At 59.7% G+C, this 17,866-nt stretch carries 14 protein-coding genes; 7 read left to right on the top strand and 7 right to left on the bottom strand.

What is annotated here, in order from left to right; genetic code table 11:
* Positions 1–150: 150 nt before the first annotated feature.
* Entirely contained in the window at positions 151–558 is a 408-nt protein-coding gene (locus tag EN804_RS37970) for a glycosyl hydrolase 108 family protein (RefSeq protein ID WP_246693421.1), read from the bottom strand.
* 96 nt (positions 559–654) lie between these two features.
* Between EN804_RS37970 and EN804_RS11610 the strand changes: the two genes are divergently transcribed.
* Positions 655–2,604 carry an acyltransferase family protein gene (locus EN804_RS11610; RefSeq protein WP_189524499.1) on the top strand — a complete coding sequence of 650 codons (1,950 nt, stop codon included), beginning with the start codon at positions 655–657 and terminating at the stop codon, positions 2,602–2,604.
* A gap of 1,166 nt (positions 2,605–3,770) precedes the next feature.
* Positions 3,771–3,953, top strand: a complete 183-nt coding sequence (locus tag EN804_RS37965) for a hypothetical protein (protein ID WP_245464370.1) — start codon at positions 3,771–3,773, stop codon at positions 3,951–3,953.
* Positions 3,954–4,659: 706 nt separating this feature from the next.
* Here the strand turns inward: EN804_RS37965 and EN804_RS11600 are convergent.
* Positions 4,660–5,124: a hypothetical protein gene (locus EN804_RS11600; protein WP_127278428.1), complete on the bottom strand. Its 465-nt coding sequence runs from the start codon at positions 5,122–5,124 to the stop codon at positions 4,660–4,662.
* 127 nt (positions 5,125–5,251) lie between these two features.
* Here EN804_RS11600 and xth point away from each other — a divergent pair, with 127 nt between their 5' ends.
* Positions 5,252–6,028: an exodeoxyribonuclease III gene (gene xth / locus EN804_RS11595; protein WP_135919459.1), complete on the top strand. Its 777-nt coding sequence runs from the start codon at positions 5,252–5,254 to the stop codon at positions 6,026–6,028.
* Positions 6,029–6,398: 370 nt separating this feature from the next.
* Here xth and EN804_RS11590 read toward each other — a convergent pair whose 3' ends face one another.
* Positions 6,399–6,716 carry a YMGG-like glycine zipper-containing protein gene (locus EN804_RS11590; RefSeq protein ID WP_127278430.1) on the bottom strand — a complete coding sequence of 106 codons (318 nt, stop codon included), beginning with the start codon at positions 6,714–6,716 and terminating at the stop codon, positions 6,399–6,401.
* Positions 6,717–6,960: 244 nt separating this feature from the next.
* Between EN804_RS11590 and EN804_RS11585 the strand changes: the two genes are divergently transcribed.
* Positions 6,961–8,523, top strand: coding sequence for a recombinase family protein (locus EN804_RS11585; protein ID WP_281404928.1), 1,563 nt, complete (start codon positions 6,961–6,963; stop codon positions 8,521–8,523).
* Positions 8,520–9,329: a plasmid partitioning protein RepB C-terminal domain-containing protein gene (locus tag EN804_RS11580; protein WP_127279814.1), complete on the top strand. Its 810-nt coding sequence runs from the start codon at positions 8,520–8,522 to the stop codon at positions 9,327–9,329. Before EN804_RS11585 ends, EN804_RS11580 begins: the two co-directional genes overlap by 4 nt.
* 317 nt (positions 9,330–9,646) lie before the next feature.
* On the opposite strand, the gene EN804_RS11570 is transcribed toward EN804_RS11580, so the two are convergent.
* Positions 9,647–9,967 carry a hypothetical protein gene (locus tag EN804_RS11570; RefSeq protein ID WP_246693420.1) on the bottom strand — a complete coding sequence of 107 codons (321 nt, stop codon included), beginning with the start codon at positions 9,965–9,967 and terminating at the stop codon, positions 9,647–9,649.
* Between the two features lie 603 nt (positions 9,968–10,570).
* Between EN804_RS11570 and EN804_RS11560 the strand changes: the two genes are divergently transcribed.
* Together EN804_RS11560 and EN804_RS11555 are read left to right on the top strand one after the other, a co-directional pair.
* Complete coding sequence (locus EN804_RS11560; RefSeq protein WP_135919455.1) at positions 10,571–10,990, top strand: hypothetical protein; 420 nt, start codon at positions 10,571–10,573, stop codon at positions 10,988–10,990.
* Between the two features lie 261 nt (positions 10,991–11,251).
* Entirely contained in the window at positions 11,252–11,920 is a 669-nt protein-coding gene (locus tag EN804_RS11555) for a class I SAM-dependent methyltransferase (protein WP_127279810.1), read from the top strand.
* Between the two features lie 345 nt (positions 11,921–12,265).
* On the opposite strand, the gene EN804_RS11550 is transcribed toward EN804_RS11555, so the two are convergent.
* From EN804_RS11550 to EN804_RS11540, 3 genes are all read right to left on the bottom strand, one after another.
* On the bottom strand, positions 12,266–13,990 hold the full coding sequence (locus EN804_RS11550) for an SEL1-like repeat protein (RefSeq protein ID WP_135919454.1): 1,725 nt from the start codon (positions 13,988–13,990) through the stop codon (positions 12,266–12,268).
* A gap of 33 nt (positions 13,991–14,023) precedes the next feature.
* On the bottom strand, positions 14,024–15,433 hold the full coding sequence (locus EN804_RS11545) for an HlyD family type I secretion periplasmic adaptor subunit (RefSeq protein WP_135863554.1): 1,410 nt from the start codon (positions 15,431–15,433) through the stop codon (positions 14,024–14,026).
* A 110-nt stretch (positions 15,434–15,543) separates the two neighbouring features.
* Positions 15,544–17,850: a peptidase domain-containing ABC transporter gene (locus EN804_RS11540; RefSeq protein ID WP_135863552.1), complete on the bottom strand. Its 2,307-nt coding sequence runs from the start codon at positions 17,848–17,850 to the stop codon at positions 15,544–15,546.
* Positions 17,851–17,866 lie beyond the last annotated feature (16 nt).

Here is a 17,866-nt window from a genome sequence, read left to right as displayed (position 1 = left end):
TAGAAGCGGCCGACTGCGGCACCTGCTCAGTTGCCCACGCCTGGCCGATGGAGCGCACCTCGGCAATGCGAGCGGTCCAACCCCTGCCAAAGGTGGCAAAGGTGCCAAGGCGCTTCAGGAAGGCCATGCGCGGGTTGCAAATGCGATCGATCAACGCGTCGTTGTTCTTGTCGGCCTTGAGCGCCGCCAAAGTCCCGACGCCATGACGCCGTCTATCGGCCCGGTATAGGCAGGCCGCAGCGCCTGTTGCAACCACATGATCGAACGACCGGGGCCGGAGTTCACCGCGCCGTCAAAGAGCACGTAGACAACGCCGGCCGGCAGGAGACCGCCTTTCACAGCGTCCCAATACTGGCGATCATAGATCTCGTTTAGTTCGGCCGTCTGGATGGCTTTGACCGAGCGCGTGGATTGGCCCTTGCTCTTCCGATAGGCATCATAGACCCGCTGGGTGACACCCTTCATCGTGACGCCGCCAGTATCGTTTGGATGGTTCGAATAGCCGCCCTCATGCGCGAGTACGCGGGCATGCGATTCCTTTTCACGGGAAAGTGCCATGGATAATCCTTTCCGCCGCTTTGGGGCAGGTTGTTCAGATTTGGATTTTGGTTATTGTCGCGACGCGTAGACGCGTGGAGGGCGCCAGGGGCATCCGTGAAGTTCAACGACTATAGGCACGACATTGATGGGCTACGTGCCGTAGCGGTGATCGCCGTCATAATGTTCCATTTCGGCGTCCCCGGCTTTGCGGGTGGTTTCGCCGGGGTCGATGTTTTCTTTGTGATCTCCGGCTATCTGATCACTAGTATTCTAGTTGGGCCGAACCGCCTCTCATTGACCGAATTCTATGGTCGACGCGTTCGCCGAATTCTGCCTGCGATGTTAGTTGTTATCGCGGTGTCGCTCATCGCCGGTTGGTTTCTGCTCCTGCCAGGCGACTATGTTAGCTTGGGAAAAAGTGCGTCCTATTCCTCAGTGGGATTTGGGAACTACTACTTCCTTTGGAACACAGGCTATTTTGACCGGGAGGCAGCGCTGCAACCGCTGCTGCATCTATGGTCGCTAGGGGTCGAAGAGCAGTTTTACCTCATCTGGCCTGCTCTGCTGCTTGCCATCAGCCGTATTTCACACGGGCGGCCGGGTGTTGCGGTCGTAGCAATCTGCGTGGTGGCCGTCGCCAGTTTTTCGATAGCGGTGCATCTAGTCGCCTCCGATCCCAAACAGGCATTTTATGGCCCCTTCAGCAGGGCGTGGGAATTAGGGGCTGGCGGCCTACTTGTGTTCCTCCCGGTCCCAAGGCGTCCATCTTTCGATTGGTTAGGCTGCCTGGGGTTGCTTATGATTGCGCTGAGCATTCTGCGCTTGTCGCCAGACGATGCTTTCCCTGGAGTGAATGCGCTCGCTCCAGTTTTCGGCGCCGGATTGCTGGTTTGGCGTCGTCCACCTTCGCCAGTCATATCTGCACTCTCGATTCCGCCATTGCGTTTCACGGGCAAAATTTCCTACAGCCTCTATCTCTGGCATTGGCCAGTTTTTGTTTTCTTCCGTCACTATAACGGCGGTGCTGTACCGACGGCGACGGAAACCGGATCAATCTTGCTGTTCACGGTTCTGATCGCCTCCCTCTCTTGGCGCTACGTCGAGGAGCCCGTGCGTCGCCTCCGGCCTGTGCCCTTGAAAGCGATCACCGCCGGCGCCGCTTCAGCCTTGATAGTCGCGTCGACTGGCGACGCGATCTCGCAAGCTGGCGGATTTGCCAGCCGAGTTTCTAATGATGCTCTGGCGATGCGCAGCCTCGAAGCGATGTGGGATTGGCCATGCCCGCAGACGGTCAACATCCCTGAACTCGGCGTTACCTACTGTGCCTTCGGCGCTCCGTGGGGATTAGCCAAGCACCACGGGATTCTTTGGGGTGACAGCCATGCCGACCATCTTGCCCCGCTACTTGATATTGTCGGTCAGCGAAAAGATACGGCATTCTTTCTATACGAACCGTGCCCAGCTGCGCTCGGCGATAGGATCTATCGCAACTTTCCCGAGACGCCCAATTACAAGGACCGCTGTGCGTCATCGCAGAAAGCGGCGATCACAATGCTACGCCAGCGGCCTGACGTTGACGTTGTGGTTCTGGCCGCTGCTTGGTCAGGGCTGCAATTCACCGACATCGTTGCGGCCGACGGACATCAGGCCGACAAGATTTCATTGGTACGCGAGGGTTTACAGATACTCCTTCCAGAGATTGCGGCAGCCAATCGACGGATCACAATTGTCGGTCCGACGCCAGGGCCCGCCGAGGATTTGACTTCCTGCGCTGTTAACAAGGCGAGTAACCTTCTAAGACGCCGGTGCTCGACGGAGATGAACAGCAAATGGGCCACGTCGGTGCGTCGACCGATTACTGCGGCCCTCAAATCGCTGGCCGCTGAGAACCATTTGTCCTTCGTCGATCCGGGTCCTGGCATGTGCCCAAACGATCACTGCACGACTTACGTCAACGGCGAGTTCATCTACCGGGACGCCTCGCACTTGCGACGGAACTTACGGGCTCAGACGAAGGAAGCGCTTGCGAAGATGATCGGCTTAGACGATGGCCGCGGCCTCTAGCTCGATCAGCGTGACCTTCGCTTGCGGCTTGCACCGGCTACAGTCGACTGCTTCAACGGGTCCACGCCGCCGCCATAGACCGACATGAGATCGGCAGATCGGCAGTAACGGATTCCAGCAGCTGCATTTCCTCTTCACATGTTGTGCCGGGTCGCCTTCCCAGCGTGTTATTGGATCGTGCACCATGAGAACAAATAGGGAATAAATTTCTTGCCCGCCAAGCCGCCTTTTGGATCTATCATTGATGGTGAGAAACCTGCCAAGCGCCCGACGGGATGACGCCGGCGCCGCTAGAGCGTGCCAGAGTGCTGGGTCAGATGTGTGAACACCCCAAGTTGTCTGGCATTCTTTCACGGAACACGAGCGGCTGATGGCAATACACCCGATATTAGGTCGTCAAAGGCTTCTCGAGGGCAGAGAGCCCGCCGGCCAAAACCACCGCGCCTGGTAATGCACTCGAACGCAATCCCGGCTAAGTGACCGGCCCCGATACCATGACCACGACTTGGGCAGTAACTGTATTCAGGCGCTCACGTTTTACCAGCGTAGGCTTTTCGTCGGGCTTCTTCATCGTATTCCCCGGCTGATTTCTCACGGCGCGAATGACCCGCACCCCTTGGCGAGGTGCGGGCCGACCAGAGATTGGGTCTTTGGTCAGCGACAGGCCTGTGCAACGCTGTCGCCGATTGTACCAATCTGTGGCGATCGACAAGGTTCCCATGGACCTGGACATAGGCTTAGCGATCGCCGGCTAATCTAAATCCACCGAGCCGCATCGTGATAAACGATCGATCAAGGATCGCTTTATAGACCCTGCCCTCGATCTCGCGCTCCCGATCCCGACCACTTTGGCGTCGCCGAAGACCTTCTTCATCAATTCCGCGACTGAGATGACATCAACCCCTGGGTGGAATATGGGCCATCGGCCGCAGCTTCGGCAATTCGCTTCCATCTTCCGTCGGCGTTCGCGGAGGCGAAGTGTCTTCCTCTCTCGCGCCCGCGCCAGCGTCAATTAGCAGGCTCGTCTCTCGGTCTGAACCCCATGCCCGGAGGAAGGGATCGTTGGTGCTATTCCGTACCGGAGCATGCCAGACTCGCGCCTACGTGAGGGGACTGGACGGAACTAAGAATGCCGTCCCCCGTTCATGGCGCCAGGGGATGTATTCATGATGATGAATGGCCTGGTTCTCGTCGTTGAAGACGAACCAATGATATTGCTCGATATCGAAGGGGGACTCGTTGAAGCGGGCTTCGATGTTGTCGGTGTGAATAGCGCGGGCCAAGCGTTGTCTGCCTTTGATGCCGCCTGGATCGTTCAACGCTTTGATATCCGATATCCGCCTAGGTGACGGCCGATCTGGCTGGGAAGTTGCTCGCCATGTGAGGCAAACCAATGCGATGATGCCGGTGATCTATATCAGCGGGGACAGCGCCCCTAACTGGGGTGCCGAAGGTGTTCCAGAAAGCGTGATGATCACCAAGCCTTTCGCGCTACCTCAGATCATTACAGCCCTGTCTATGCTGCTAAATCAGCGACATCCGTCACCACCGAACGAACCAAGTGCTGGGTAATCTCCCTAAGCAGATCCCTCTTGCGTAGCCAAGCCGGCAGCGAGCAATCAACTCACTTGGTGGGCCGCCCGGACGATGATTCTTTCCCGTCCATTACGGAAAGCCCGCTATGACAGCCGGCCTTGCGACGGCCGGAGACCAGGAGAGTGCGTGGTCATGGTCTCACGGCTGGGTTCTGAACCACCTCCAGCCAAAGTTTCAATTGCCCGCCGCCCCATTCACGGCAGCGGCGGGCGCCCCAGGGATGAATCAGGGGCATAACCCGAGGCGTTGGAACCCCGGGCTATTTAGATATGAATTAAGCAAGGCCCGCCACTGAAGAAGCAGTGACGGGCCTTTGTCTATCTGCTCGGTTGAGGGGACTTCCAAGCTTATAAAGAACTTCGCCGTGGCGGTTCAGTTCCAATAAAAAAGGCCAACGTATGGAACTGCGTGCGGGCCGGCACTGGTTCCGCTGGCCTGCAGGCTTGTGGAGTCGCTGGATCAAACGGCCGGCGGCTCGTTGAAGAGAACAGCAGGCAAGTTGGAGTATCTGCCGAACAGGCCTGCATCCTCAACTGCCAACTCGTTTTGGCTCATCCAATCGCCAGCAACCTGGCTGATCGCAGAATCGCGAGCACCATCACTTCGCGCTTCCTCGCGCGAAGCCACTCGGCAAACTATGGAGTTGAATGGCCTGTGTCGCGCGATCTCGTCTGCCATCACAAATCGGACAAAGGCCGGTCGCGATTTGGAAGAGTTGCAGATTCTGATGACCGTGGCACGTTCGGCTGCGTTCGCGGAAGGAATTGGACCTGACCATCGATGAAGCCGCAGTGCGGTGATGGGCGTATGCGCTCGACGGTCGCCAGAGGCGATAGACAAATCACTTGTCAGCTTGAATAAGTCGAGCGCAGCGGCGGGCATGGTTGCTTGTATAGGGGTGCGGACACAGACGACTTTCGACATGCGAACACTCTTACTGCGGAGGTTCTTCGTTGCATTGATGATCAATTAGCTATTCTTGCACGGAGACGTGGATCGTAATCACCGGTTCGGCGTTGAGGGGCGCAGCCTAGCCTACGGAAAGTCCAAAATGACTCGCATCGCAACCTTCAACGTGAACGGGGTCAACGGCCGCCTGCCCGTGCTGCTCAAGTGGCTGGGTGAAACCGAGTACGACATCGTCTGCCTTCAGGAGCTCAAGACGTCTGACGAGAAGTTTCCTGCCGACGCGATCAAGGGAGCCGGTTACGGCGCGATCTGGCACGGCCAGAAATCTTACAATGGGGTAGCTATTCTCGCTCGGGGGGCGGAACCGCTAGAACGTCGACGCGGGCTGCCGGGGGACCCGGACGACACGCACAGCCGCTACATCGAGGCCGAGGTTAATGGGCTTGTTGTGGGTTGCCTCTACCTGCCCAACGGCAACCCGGCGCCAGGCCCGAAATTCGACTACAAGCTCCGGTGGTTCGATCGGCTGATTAGCTACGGCCAGCAGTTGCTCGGAGATGGCGCCATGAGCATTCTCTGCGGCGACTATAACGTCGTTCCGACCGAAATTGACGCCGTCGTGCCCCGACGATGGCTAGGAGACGCAGTGTACTTCCCGGAAAGCCGGCGGGCTTACGCCGAAATGCTTGCGAATGGTTGGACAGACGCCGTCCGACGTATCCATCCGGACAAGGGCATCTACACCTACTGGAACTTCTCACACAGGGGCGGCTACGATCGAAGCTCCGGCCTCCGAATGGACCATCTGCTGGTGAGCCCTTCTCTTTCGGAGAAACTCCGCAATGCCGGCGTAGACGTCGAGTTGCGCGGGTGGGAGAAGCCTAGCGACCATGCGCCAGCTTGGATCGAAGTCGATTGACCGCGGCTAAGTCAATCACGCAGCTCCGGAACCGAGCCAATCCCTCCACCAGCGATGGGGCCGTCACTGGCGCTGTGGCAGCCAACTTGTAAGGAGGCGTGGCACTGGGGCGACCGGATGCTCATGCGACTTCAGCCGGCTTCAGCTTGGCAAAGGTCGCGTCAGTGCTTCAAAATCTGGCTCAGAAACATGTTGGTCCTGGCATGCTGGGGATTCCCGAAGGGCTGTCCGGCAAGCGCCGGTCCTGGTGCAATAGTGTCGTTCAGTCTCGCCGCCTGTGGGAGACCACGCCTATCTCAGCGCATCCCGGCTGAGTGCGGAGGATAGTTGGAAGCCGTCCTCCAAAACAAGGCTGCAGGACGGCTTTACATCAGTAGTTGCCGTTGTAGTAGCGGTCGTCACAAGGCGCGGTGTAGATGCGGCCGTAGCGGTCCTGGTAGCGGCAGAGCTGTTCCCCGCGGCGCTGCGGGGTGGTGGCAGAGCCGACGACGGCACCGAGCAGCGCGCCGCTAGCCGCGCCGATGACCGTGCTCTTGGTGTTGCCGCCGATCGCCTGGCCGACGAGCGCGCCGCCGGCGCCGCCGAGGAGCGCACCGGTGGTGGCTCGCTGTTGGCCCTCAGTCTGCGACTGGCAGCCAGCGAGCGCGGCGGCCAGAAGCACGGCGGCAATGGCTTTTTGGAAGGTCATGTGAAGTCTCCCTTAACGTCTGAAATCCCTATCGATCGTCACGTGCGGTTCCATTGCGGCGGAACGGCGGCACGCATGCTCACGATATGAGACATGGTTTCTCGGTGGTTGAACCAATCGCAGGCACTGATGAGTAACTGCGCAGAAGCGGCCCATTCGACACAAACTGTTTGGGAAACCATAACGAAACGACAGGCCCATGTCGGTATGCTTTCGCTTCCGCAACGTAGTGCACAACCAAGCGATGGTCACGAACCCCGGCATTTCAAAGGCATCGGCATCGAGGCCAAGGATCCGGGCTGCCCAATATCTGCGAATGTCGACCGACACTCAGACCTATTCCATCCACAACCAGCGAGACGCCATCGGCGAATATGCCGACATCATGGGTTACGACATCGTCGCTACGTACGAGGACCCTGGTCGCAGCGGACTGAACATCGAAGGGCGACCCGGCCTGCAACGGCTGTTGATGGATGTGGAAAGCGGGCAAGCCGATTTCGAGACCGTGGTGGTCTATGATGTAAGCCGTTGGGGGCGCTTTCAGAATATTGATGAGAGCGCCTCTTACGAATATCGATGCCAGCGGGCCGGCGTACGGATCGAATTTTGCGCTGAGCAGTTCGCGAACGATGGCACCATCGGTTCAGACGTGCTCAAGGCCATCAAGCGCAGCATGGCGGCCGAGTTGAGCCGCATGCTTTCGATAAAGGTCTTTCTCGGCCAAAGGCGCGTGGTGAAAATGGGTTTCTGCGGGGGCGGCCTCGCGGGGTACGGTCTCAGGCGCCTCCTGGTGGATGAGGCAGGCGAGCCTAAATTCATCCTTAAACGCAGACAGTACAAAGGCCTGGCATCCGACCGGGTTGTGCTGGTGCCAGGTCCGCCGGAAGAGATTGCCGTCGTGCGCTGGATATTCAGCCAGTTTGTGAAGGGCAAATCCCGGATCGAAATCGTGCGCGCGCTCAACAAGCGGGGTGTGCTTACGGAGATGGGCCGGACATGGACGAGCAATACGGTGCATACGGTCCTGAACAACGAACGCTACATCGGCAACATCGTATGGAACAGAAAATCCGAGAAGCTTCATGGCAAGAGGGCGAGAAATCCCGCGTCTGCATGGGTACGCGCGGAAAAGTCTTGCGAGCCCATCCTCGACCGCAAGGTGTTTCTGCGCGCAAGGGCCGTCGCGGATGCCCGCGCGCCCCTCAGCAACGAGCGGATGTTGGCAGATCTTTCCAAGCTGCTGGTTGAGCGAGGAAAGTTGTCGGAACATATTATCAATGCGGCACCAGGTTGTGTGAGCGTCAGCACCTACCAGGTGCGTTTCGGAAGCCTCTACGCGGTTTACAAACTGGTCGGATTTGACCCCCCGAACAATGGGTGGTTCCACATCAACGACCAGCTTCATCGACGCCGTCGGAAAATCATTGAAGACCTTCTGGCATCGATTGGCCTGGCCGGCGGACTGGCGCGCTATGACCCAGAGACCAAACTCGTAAGCGTCAATGACGAATTCACCGTTGCGGTCTGGATCGCGCGCTGTCATCCCGAGCGTTTCGGCTGTCCTCATTGGGCATACTCGCAGGAGCGCCTTCCCGAGGCCGACATTTCTGTGCTGATCAGAATGAACCCTGACAATGTTTCGGTCCGAGACTACCTGATCGGTCCGACGTTTCAGGTGCAACGCCGCACAACTATGCTGACGGCAAACAACCACGCCGGCATTGACGCGTTTCTGTTCCAGTCGATGGACCCCTTGGTCGAGCTGGCGCGGCGGGTTCGTCTGGAGGGACCAGCATTGTCATGACTCAGGCCGTGAAGATCAGCCGTCACACCGTCGATCTGATCAGTGATTTGCAGGGGCCGCAGAAGCTCTATTCATACCAGTTGCGTGCCACCTACGACTGTCAATGCGAAAGAATGCGGCTCTTCATCCGAGAGGCAAACGCGTCGCAGGCAGGGCTGGAGACGATAGCCGCGCACTTTGGAAAACTGACGACTGTAAATGCGTTTCGGGCGCTGATGGAAGCGGAACGCCTTGGATCCCTTCCAATGCGGCTTGCGGAAAGAATCCGAGGCAATCGCGCTCCCATTGGTGACGAGAAACCGACCTCGGTTATCAACCGACAGCTGGTTGCGGGGATTTGCCTTGACGCTCTCGAATTGTTGGAAGACGGCCCCGTGCCAGCGGGCATTTTTTGCCTGCTACGGAAAGTCGTGCCAAGCCGGCAGATAGAAATTACACGACTGATGATCGGGCTGGACAGAGTGAGGCTCCACTGGGCAAGAGTGTTGGTCGCTCTGACGCCGCAAACGCAGCTCGCCGCGCCTTCGGTCTCGCGAATGCAGTTCGCCGGTATCGATGCCAGCGACATTGCAGCGATGGAAATCGAATTGGCCGCCCTAAGCCTGGATTTCTTGAACGCCGCGGAGCACCTTGGTCCGTGGGGCCTCGAACTTGTAGCAGCGCGCGGCTATCTCAACCGCCTGATGGATAACGCGCCCGTTGTTCGGTATCTTGCGCGGAATTTTCCCGCGACCCTGTCTGAATTCCAGAAGATGATAGACCCCGCCAGCCTAAGCTTAGCCACGACGTTGACGCGGTGGCGCTGACAGCGTTCCCGGCCGACGCCGATCTGGCCAGCATGGGTGTTACGTCGTTTTCGCCAATTGCCGAGGTACCCATGATTGGGATCAGTGACGGCACTGCCGTCTTGCCCTTGCGTGTTTTCAGCGCCGCGATTTCATCATCTCGCCGCGCAATACGGCTCTCAAGATTGGCTATGCGTTCGGTAAGGAAATAGCGGCCGACGATGAATCCTCCGCCTCCAAAAAGGACAGCGAAAGTAAGGAAGGGCAGAGGGTTGGCGATCACCAGAGCCCCGTTGGTCTGGAAGAAGTCGATCAAGTCGTGCATTGCCAGCTCCCTTTCAATTTCTTGGAAGTTTGTGGATTTCCAGCCGAACTGGGCCACCCCTCTCGCAACTCGTGCAAAACAGCGCCGGTTCGACTGTGCTGAATAGCTCACCCTTTCCATACCGCCGGATCAACCCGGCCAGCTTCACCGCGGCATGATGCGAGCATTTTGTGCACCAGGCCCGCAACGTGTGCCATTCGCGAAGCTCCCCGAGGGAGACGTCCAAGCCGGCGTGAACGCTGCCGTCGATGATCGTCTGGGGCGGAATTTTTACCTTGCCTGGTGTCAGGAGTTTCTCCATCACATGGCGGCTGTTGAAGTGGGCCAGCAGCATGCCTGGTCGCCGTACGCATTGCCGCATGGCAGGCAGCCATGCTGAGGGTGAAATCCGTGACCGGCTGATGGTTTCGAGAAGCGTCTTTTCCCCGTCGGAACTCATAACGGCGGCGCCCTGTGCCAGCCGCGGGAAAAGCCGTTCGACACAGCCGCACGCGAAAGAGCGAGCTCGTGCTCGAGTTCAGCGTTTCTTGCGAGGGCCTTCAACAAGGCAACCACAGCGTCGCCGCCGGCCGACTCTATTGCCTGCTGAGCAGCTTCTTCCAACTTGGACATAGCTTCGCCGCTCGGCGCGTTATGGCGTTTTCCCATTGCCCTTCCTGCTCACATGCACGTCAGAAATAAGGAACATATTCCTCTGTCGTCAAGCGCGGACTTGACTCAGTGTTCTCTTTTCGTTCACTATTGCTGAAATAGGCACAGGAGAATGTCATGGCTCTGATCTTGTCAGTTCCGGGCGCTTCACCCGAGGAAATAACACGCGGGATTGCCGCAGCAGAGGGGGCCTTGGAGCGCGCCGGTTTCACAGCCGAGGAAGCGGCAGATGGCGCCTTTGCACTCGAAGGCTGGGACATCATCGGTTTTCCTGAGGGTGGGTTGGATGATCAAGCCGGCGCCGCCGCACAAGCGTGGGGCGAGGCCCATACCGCTGCCCCTGGAGGCATGCTGTGCCGGCTGGCCCGAAGAACGCAAGCCTATCGACGTAGACCTGGAGCTGCTGGTCGATCCGGAGACGCAGCTTGTCGACCGGGTCGCGGCGTTGGCGATGCTTCGAGAGGATCTTGAGCAAGACGGCAAAGATACGCATAGCGGAAGGGATGCCATCTTGGCGTGGCGGGTCGCAGCCGATGTCGAAGATCGGTTCAGAATGCGAGACCTCATCGGCGTCCTGACTGTCGCCTTCACCACACTTTCGCTCTCTCATTTCCGCCCTGATGAACCAATCGAGCCTAAGCGCCAAGCTGTGAGAAATGCGATAGACGCACTTGAGGCGGCAACTGAGAAACCGACGTCGCATTAATGTTCAAGCGCGGCCGCAGCATCGATGTGGCCGCGATCGGATGCAGGGCCAGACCAGCGCGAGCGCCAAACGCACGTCTGCCACGAACGAGGATCCAGCAGAATTCTAGGTATGATGCGGAAGCTATTGCCCCGCCCTTCGAAAAAAAGTTCGATTTATCTGCGTGCTGACGATGGCACTTTCGGCTCCTGCCTTTGCCTTTGACAGATAATTCCTCTAAAATCTGGAGCAAAAGATAAGGGGTGCTAAGAGGTAAGGCTTGTGACTGAGGCTGACGCTGAGCTCAAGGCAATCGCCGATACGTGGCGTAATCTTGGTGCCTCTGACTATGAGTACTTTGAACGGTACGAGAAGCCTGAGTTGCTGGCTTGGTTTTGGGCGCCGGACAGCCGTTTTCGCAAAGTGTTTGAGCAATATCTGGATCTAGACGACGTGCTAGACGTAGCAAGCGGTGCCGGCCGCCATTCGGCGCAGATCGTGGGCCGCTGCAGGCGGCTGACGTTGATCGACACTTCAGTCGACGCCACCGAATTAGCTAGGAAACGATTTTCAAGCGCATCTCATGTGACCGTGATCCTTTCGCCGGACGGAAAGAGCCTTCCTTTTGAAAAGGACCGTTTTTCCTCCGTTTTCAGCTACGACTCGATGGTTCATTTCGAACCGCTGACGGTAGCGTCCTATATCTTGGAAGTCGCCTCGGTCTTGAAGCCTGGAGGGCGAGCTATCCTTCATCATTCGAACTACTCGGAAAACCCGACCGGAACGTTCAAGGAAAATCCAGATTGGCGGAACTTCATGCCAAGGGGATTTGTCGAGCATGTTTGCGCACGTGCCGGACTGACTATCATCGAACAGCAGGCGTTTCCATGGAACGCGAATAGCAAAACCGACGCCCTCACCGTGATGGAAAAGGTTAAAACGCGAGGATGATGCTTGCGAAACCAGGGGCGGCGTCAGTGTTGGCGGCGAAAGCTCTGCGCCTTCTACGGCTTCTGATGATCACTGGCGCACAGGCGCACCTCGAGTCGGCCGGAACTTTTACCTAACCCGCCAAATCTGACGCGCGATCTTCGAGCGTATACATGATCGCTTCATAAACGCTTGCGATCTCTTGATCGATCTCTTGGTCCGTCATGCCTTGGCCCTCGGCAGCCCGTACGCGTCGGCCGCCATGGTGGTCACGACAAGGGCGGGTCTTCAATTCGCGGCGGCAAGTGGTCGAGAATCCATCTGCGTAGAAAGTCGGCGGCGCGCTTGCTCATATTGTGTCCTGCTTCAACCCGGGGCAAAATCCGCGAGCTCCTCGACCGCTTCCTGGATCCCGTGCGCTGCTGCGCGCTCAAGCCAAAAGCGGCCCGCCATTGGGTTGCGCTCTCCGGCAAGACCTCTGGAGAGATACCGGCCCAGAATGAATTGGGCCTGTCCGTGCCCACGTTCGGCGGCGGCGGCAAACCATTTCTGCGCCGCCACCTGATCGATGTGCAGGCCCTCCCCGGAACTGTGCAGCACTCCCAAGGCAAACATTGCCCCAGCATGACCGTCGGCGGCGGCCCGTTCGAACAGCTTCACGGCGGTCTCCGGCAAGCACTTGCCGCCGCCCCCGTTGAGCAGCATCTCCGCAAGTGCCACTTGGGCGTCCAGCACGCCACCTTCGGCCGCCTCGGCAAACCAAGCGCGAGCGTGATGCGCGTCGGCCACCACGCCACGCCCATCCCTGAGCATGCGCGCATACATGTATTGAGCGTCGGCCACGCCTTCGGCCGCCCGTCTTAGCCACCGCGCAGCCTGACCGTCGTCCTGGCATACACCGAGTCCCTTGGTGAAACAGAGCCCTAGATTGAACGCAGCGGTCAGGTCGCCCGACAATGCAGCTGCCTCGAACCATCGGGCTACACTTGCAGTATCTGCCGGCTCGCCAGCCCCTCGAAGCACGAGGTTGGCCAGGTCTACTTGTGCTGCCTGGTTCCCGCTGGCCGCTGCAGTGCGCAGCCAGCGTGTCCCCTCTTTCTCATCCCTAACAACACCGTTTCCCGTCAAATACAGGGATGCCAGTGCGCGCGCGGCGGCCTGGTGGCCCGCCTCGGCGGCCCGTCGATACCATGTTGCGGCTTCAGCAAAATCCGGTGGCCGGCTCTTGGCGTTCCGATCACCCAGGAAGTGGGCTGCCTCGACGTTGCCGGCCAGCGCGGCGCGCCGCATCCACGCCTCCCCGGCCACGGGATCCGGGGCGACGAAGCTCCCGTCGATCAGTGCCAGCCCTAACCGGAATTGGGCCGAGGCAAGGCCTTTCTCCGCGGCTTGCTGATAAAGCCGCGCGGCCGCAGCAAGATCACTCGTAACTCCGAACCCATGTTCGGTGAGGACCGCGAGAAGATAGGTTGCGGTCGGCAGGTCGGCATCTGCCGCGCGCCGTACCTCGTCGGCAATCCTGCTCCGTTGTTCCGGCCTGCCGCGCCGGGCCAGCGAGAGGGCAAGGCCGAGACTTCCTTCGGCGCAGCCAGCTGCGGCCGACCTTTCATACCAGCGCTGCGCAGCATCCTCATCCCGCATCGGCTCGGGGCCGCTGGCCAGAATGTAACCGAGGATCGCCTGTCCCGTTGCCGAGCCTGCCTCGGCCGCCTTCGTGGCAAAACCGAGCGCAGCAGCGAAGTCAGGTTCGCCAGAGTAATCTTGTTCGAAAAGACTCACGCTGGCATCGCGACCGTCAGCATCCGCGGCCACCAGCCCGGCCAGATAGAGGGCAGCCAGAAGCGCCTGCGCGTCAGCACTTCCGTGGTTCGCTGCCCGCAGCAGCCAACGCCTACCTTCCGCCCGGCTCGCCGGCACGCCTGAGCCCTCTAGATAGCAACGGGCGACCCGATACTCGGCATCGACAAGACCCGCGCGTGCCGCGACCGCCAAGTGCTGAAAGGCTTCTGCCGGCTTGTCGCTGAGCTGGATTGCCCGGCGCAACGCAACTGCGGGGAAGGCGCGATCAGTCAGCCGATTCAGGATTGCCATCGATGCGGCCCCTCCGTAGTCCAACCAACTGCCCTACGGTTCCCGCATGGCTTCCTGGCCGATCGGGAGCATCACGCCAAGAATGTATTTGAGCACAGTGCGCCGACCGACTTTCACATCTGCCGTCACCGGCATGCCGGGGCTGACCACGAACCCGGTGGGCACGTCGTGCAACGCGACCTGATCGATGGAAATCCGCGTACGATAGAACGGCTCAGCATCAGAAGGCAGCATGGCCCGAGAGCTGTTCTGATCGCGCACCTGGTCTCGTGCCGAGAAGGAATCAGGGCTGAGCGCTCGTACGGTGCCGTGGGCGAGGCCGTATTGCGAATAGGGAAAGGTGTCGAACTTGATGACCACTGGGTCGCCGACATGAACGAAGCCGCTGCTCCGGCCGACGATGTTTGTCTCGATCTCGAGAGGCGCGTTGACCGGCACCAGAGTGATCAAGCGCTCACCAGACTGCAGAACCGCCCCAACCGAAACCTTCGCCACCGACTGGACGATAGCGTCGGCTTCGCTCCGCAGTTCGACCAACTGCTTGCGCAGCTTCGCCTTGTTGAGGAGTTCGCGGGCGTCGGACAATCGCGAGTTCGCCTCCGACAGGCTCTGTGAGACTTCCGCTCGCCAACTCTGAATGTATCCGTTGCGGTCGGCGGCCGTCCCCCCCTGCTGGCGTTTGGCGGCTTCTGTTGTTTGCTCGGCATTGCTGAGTGAGCGGGACATTTCCGCCCAGTTGTCCTCGGCGAGGAGCGTATTGAGGCGACTACCCACCTGTCTTGCTTCCAGCTGTTTTCGCATCTGTTCGATCGAGGCCGCGACCTTGAGCCGCTGGCGGTAGCCTTCCGCATCAGATTGTGATCGCGAGATCACGGAACTGAGTTCGTCAAGCTGTCGGTCAAAACTATCGAGCTTGGAGTCATAGACTGCCTTACGGCGCTCGAAGATGGACGCCTGCAGGGTCCAGCTTGGATCGAGACCATCATAGTTGAAGGCTTGCCCGTCGGCCTCTGCCTTCAACCGAGCCACTTCGGCCTCAAGCGTCGAGACTTGGATTGCCAACGACTGGAGGTCGGCTGAGGCAAACGTAGCATCGAGGCGGGCAAGCAATTGACCGGCTCGCACATGCTGTCCTTCGCGCACGTCGATCGAGCGCACGATCGCCGTCTCCAGTGGCTGCACAATGATGTTCGGCGATTGTGAGACCACTAGCCCTCTGGTCGTCACCACCTGGTCGACGGGAATCAACCCTGCCAAGGCAATCAAGGCGATTACCAAACTCGAAATAACCCAGATGATGCCCCGCGCCGTTCTCGGCATTGGCGCATTGGCGATCGCCGTGGAAGGCCACTGGAATTCGAGGATGGCCGGTGTGGTCGGATCGTTCGTTTTGGTCCGCTGCCGGCGGGGGGGGCGGATGGCGACCGAGGTGCTGCTGCTCATGGCTTGCTATCCCATTCCACCTTTTGGCGTGCCGCCAAGCGCGTTGGCGCCGCTATGGATCGCCCATTTGCCGGCGATCCTCACGCTCAATCGATCGCAGCGTGACATCGTCAATCCAGCCGCGACGGTACGGCCACCGGGCGGCCGGCGCGGCCGTCGAGGTGCCGGTTCTGCTGCAACCACAGTTGCCTGTAGAGGGGGCATCGCTCGAGCAGGGTCGCGTGCGATGCCACGTCGAGCACCTTACCTTGCTCCATTACCAGGATCTGGTCACACTCCGTGAGAGAGGAGAGCCGGTGCGAAACGATGATCATCGTGCGCCCGCTGGCGATGCGCATCAGGTTGTTACTGACGACGGCTTCGCTCTCCGGGTCGAGTGCGCTGGTCGCTTCGTCGAGGATGAGGATGGTCGGATTGTGGATGAGGGCGCGCGCGATCGCCAGCCGCTGCTTTTGACCGCCCGACAGATTGGGCGATCCTTCCTCGATGTAGGTGTCGTAGCCATTAGGCATTCGTTCGATAAATTCTTCGGCGCCGGCCAGATGTGCGGCACGCATGGCGTCGGAAAGCGTCAGGCCTGCGCGCCCGGCAATGATGTTGTCGCGAATTGATCCGCGGAACAGGAAATTGTCCTGGAGCACCACACCGAGCCCCTGGCGCAGATGGCGCAGGTTGAATTCCTTGAGGTCGACACCATCCAGCTTGAGGAATCCGCTATAGTCTCGATTGATCCCCTGTAGGAGGCGCGCGATCGTGGATTTTCCCGACCCGCTGCGCCCGACGATGCCGAACATGGACCCTGCCGGAATGTTGAAGCTGACCCGGTCGAGTGCGGGCGTCTTCGTACCGATATAGCTGAAGGTCAGATCGCTGAACGTGATCTCGCCGACGAGCCTTGGTCTCAGGCCGAGGGAATTCGAACTGCTCTCCAGCGGCCGGTTCAGAACAGACGCCGCCTCGCCGATCGCTGCCCCGACCTCCTCGTAGTCTTCGATCAGTCGTGCCAGCCCCACGAGGGGTTGTGCGACGCGCTGGGAGATCATCATGAAGGCGAACAGGCCACCTACCATATATCCCGAACTGTCGTTCATCGCGAGATAGGCGCCGATCAGCATAGTGCCAAGCACCATGGCACGTTCGATCGGCGTAACCAGGGTCTGCGGCCAGCTGGCGAACTGGCCGAAGGCCAGGCGCGCCCTTCCCGACTCCGCCACCTGCTCGTCCCAAAGCGCCTTGCGTTGCGGCTCGAGACCAAGTGCCTTCACGGTCTTTATCCCGACAACAGTTTCGCCGAGTGCCGCCGCTTTCCATGTCTCGGCTTCGATCACCCGCTGGTACCTCCGGCGCAGCGGCTTGAGGAAGGCGAGAATGATCACCACGATCGCGCCTGCGCAGGCGATCACGATCCAGGCGAGCTTGGCGTTGATGTAGAACATCACCGGTATCAGCACGCACAGCGTAATCAGGTCGAGCAACGTGCCGAGCAGTTTGCCGGTCAGGAACTCGCGGATGCGATAGACCTGGGCGAGACGGTACATCGTCTCGCCGGCTGGATGACGCTCGAAATAGTCCAGCGGCAGGCGCAGGAGCCGACTGAAAACGTGCAGCTGCAGTTTGGTGTCCAAACGCGCGCCGACGACGTTGATGATCAATCGCCGCGCGTGACCTAGGAATGTCTCGTAGGCGAAGACGACCGCGATTATGGCCGATAAGAGCAACAGCGTGGAGACACTGTTGAACTGCAGCACCTTGTTGACGACCGTCATGACGATGAGCGGCGGCAGGATGGTAAGCACGCTGAGCGTGAACGAGGCGATAGCGACGTCCCGGAGGGGTCGGCTTTCAAGCCCCACCAGTTCGACGAGCCAGCCGAGAGTGAAAGGCGCATCCGCCGCAACATAGGATCGCGCCTGTCTCAGCAGCACCGCCTCGCCCGTCCACACCTGCGACAGGCGCAACTCGTCGATCGCGGTGGGTTGACCATCATCAGACGCGTCCGCGCTTTTGAGGAAGACTAGGTCGCGCTCCGCACTCGCCCCGATCAGGAGCCCCGCGCCCCCATCGTTGAACAACAGAACGACGGGTCCCGTGTCCTGAAAGCGCAAGAGGTGAGACCAGCGAACGCGGACGGCGCGAGACCACATACCACCGTTGCGCGCCCATTCGGACAGATCAGTGGAGGTTGGAAACGGGCTTGCAGTTGCCGCCCTGAATTCCTTCGGGTCGAGTTCGACACCATGATAGCGGGCGACCGCGAGCATCGCCTTGAGGCGCGGCCCGACCTGGTCAAACTCGGCGGGGCCACCCGGAGTCCGTCCTACTACGCTCTCGCCGCCGGCCTTGCCGGTCGCGTCGGCTTCGGTGTCGGTGCGGATCTGGACCGGCCGGGTTTCGGCGTTAAAAGGGATGCTTACCATGGACTTCCCTTCCGGC

It is taken from the genome of Mesorhizobium sp. M8A.F.Ca.ET.161.01.1.1 (genome assembly GCF_004792105.1).
Lineage (GTDB): Bacteria > Pseudomonadota > Alphaproteobacteria > Rhizobiales > Rhizobiaceae > Mesorhizobium.
The sequence above is the reverse complement of the archived record's forward strand: the minus strand, read 5'-3'. Positions and strand labels throughout refer to the sequence as shown.

What these genes read in the sequence shown, in the direction of transcription:
- EN804_RS37970 (WP_246693421.1), bottom strand. Translation starts at nt 558, where the DNA reads ATGGCACTTTCCCGTGAAAAGGAATCGCATGCCCGCGTACTCGCGCAT.
- EN804_RS37965 (WP_245464370.1), top strand. Translation starts at nt 3,771, where the DNA reads ATGATGATGAATGGCCTGGTTCTCGTCGTTGAAGACGAACCAATGATA.
- EN804_RS11600 (WP_127278428.1), bottom strand. Translation starts at nt 5,124, where the DNA reads ATGTCGAAAGTCGTCTGTGTCCGCACCCCTATACAAGCAACCATGCCC.
- xth (WP_135919459.1), top strand. Translation starts at nt 5,252, where the DNA reads ATGACTCGCATCGCAACCTTCAACGTGAACGGGGTCAACGGCCGCCTG.
- EN804_RS11590 (WP_127278430.1), bottom strand. Translation starts at nt 6,716, where the DNA reads ATGACCTTCCAAAAAGCCATTGCCGCCGTGCTTCTGGCCGCCGCGCTC.
- EN804_RS11585 (WP_281404928.1), top strand. Translation starts at nt 6,961, where the DNA reads ATGGTCACGAACCCCGGCATTTCAAAGGCATCGGCATCGAGGCCAAGG.
- EN804_RS11580 (WP_127279814.1), top strand. Translation starts at nt 8,520, where the DNA reads ATGACTCAGGCCGTGAAGATCAGCCGTCACACCGTCGATCTGATCAGT.
- EN804_RS11570 (WP_246693420.1), bottom strand. Translation starts at nt 9,967, where the DNA reads ATGCTGCTGGCCCACTTCAACAGCCGCCATGTGATGGAGAAACTCCTG.
- EN804_RS11560 (WP_135919455.1), top strand. Translation starts at nt 10,571, where the DNA reads ATGATCAAGCCGGCGCCGCCGCACAAGCGTGGGGCGAGGCCCATACCG.
- EN804_RS11550 (WP_135919454.1), bottom strand. Translation starts at nt 13,990, where the DNA reads ATGGCAATCCTGAATCGGCTGACTGATCGCGCCTTCCCCGCAGTTGCG.
- EN804_RS11545 (WP_135863554.1), bottom strand. Translation starts at nt 15,433, where the DNA reads ATGAGCAGCAGCACCTCGGTCGCCATCCGCCCCCCCCGCCGGCAGCGG.
- EN804_RS11540 (WP_135863552.1), bottom strand. Translation starts at nt 17,850, where the DNA reads ATGGTAAGCATCCCTTTTAACGCCGAAACCCGGCCGGTCCAGATCCGC.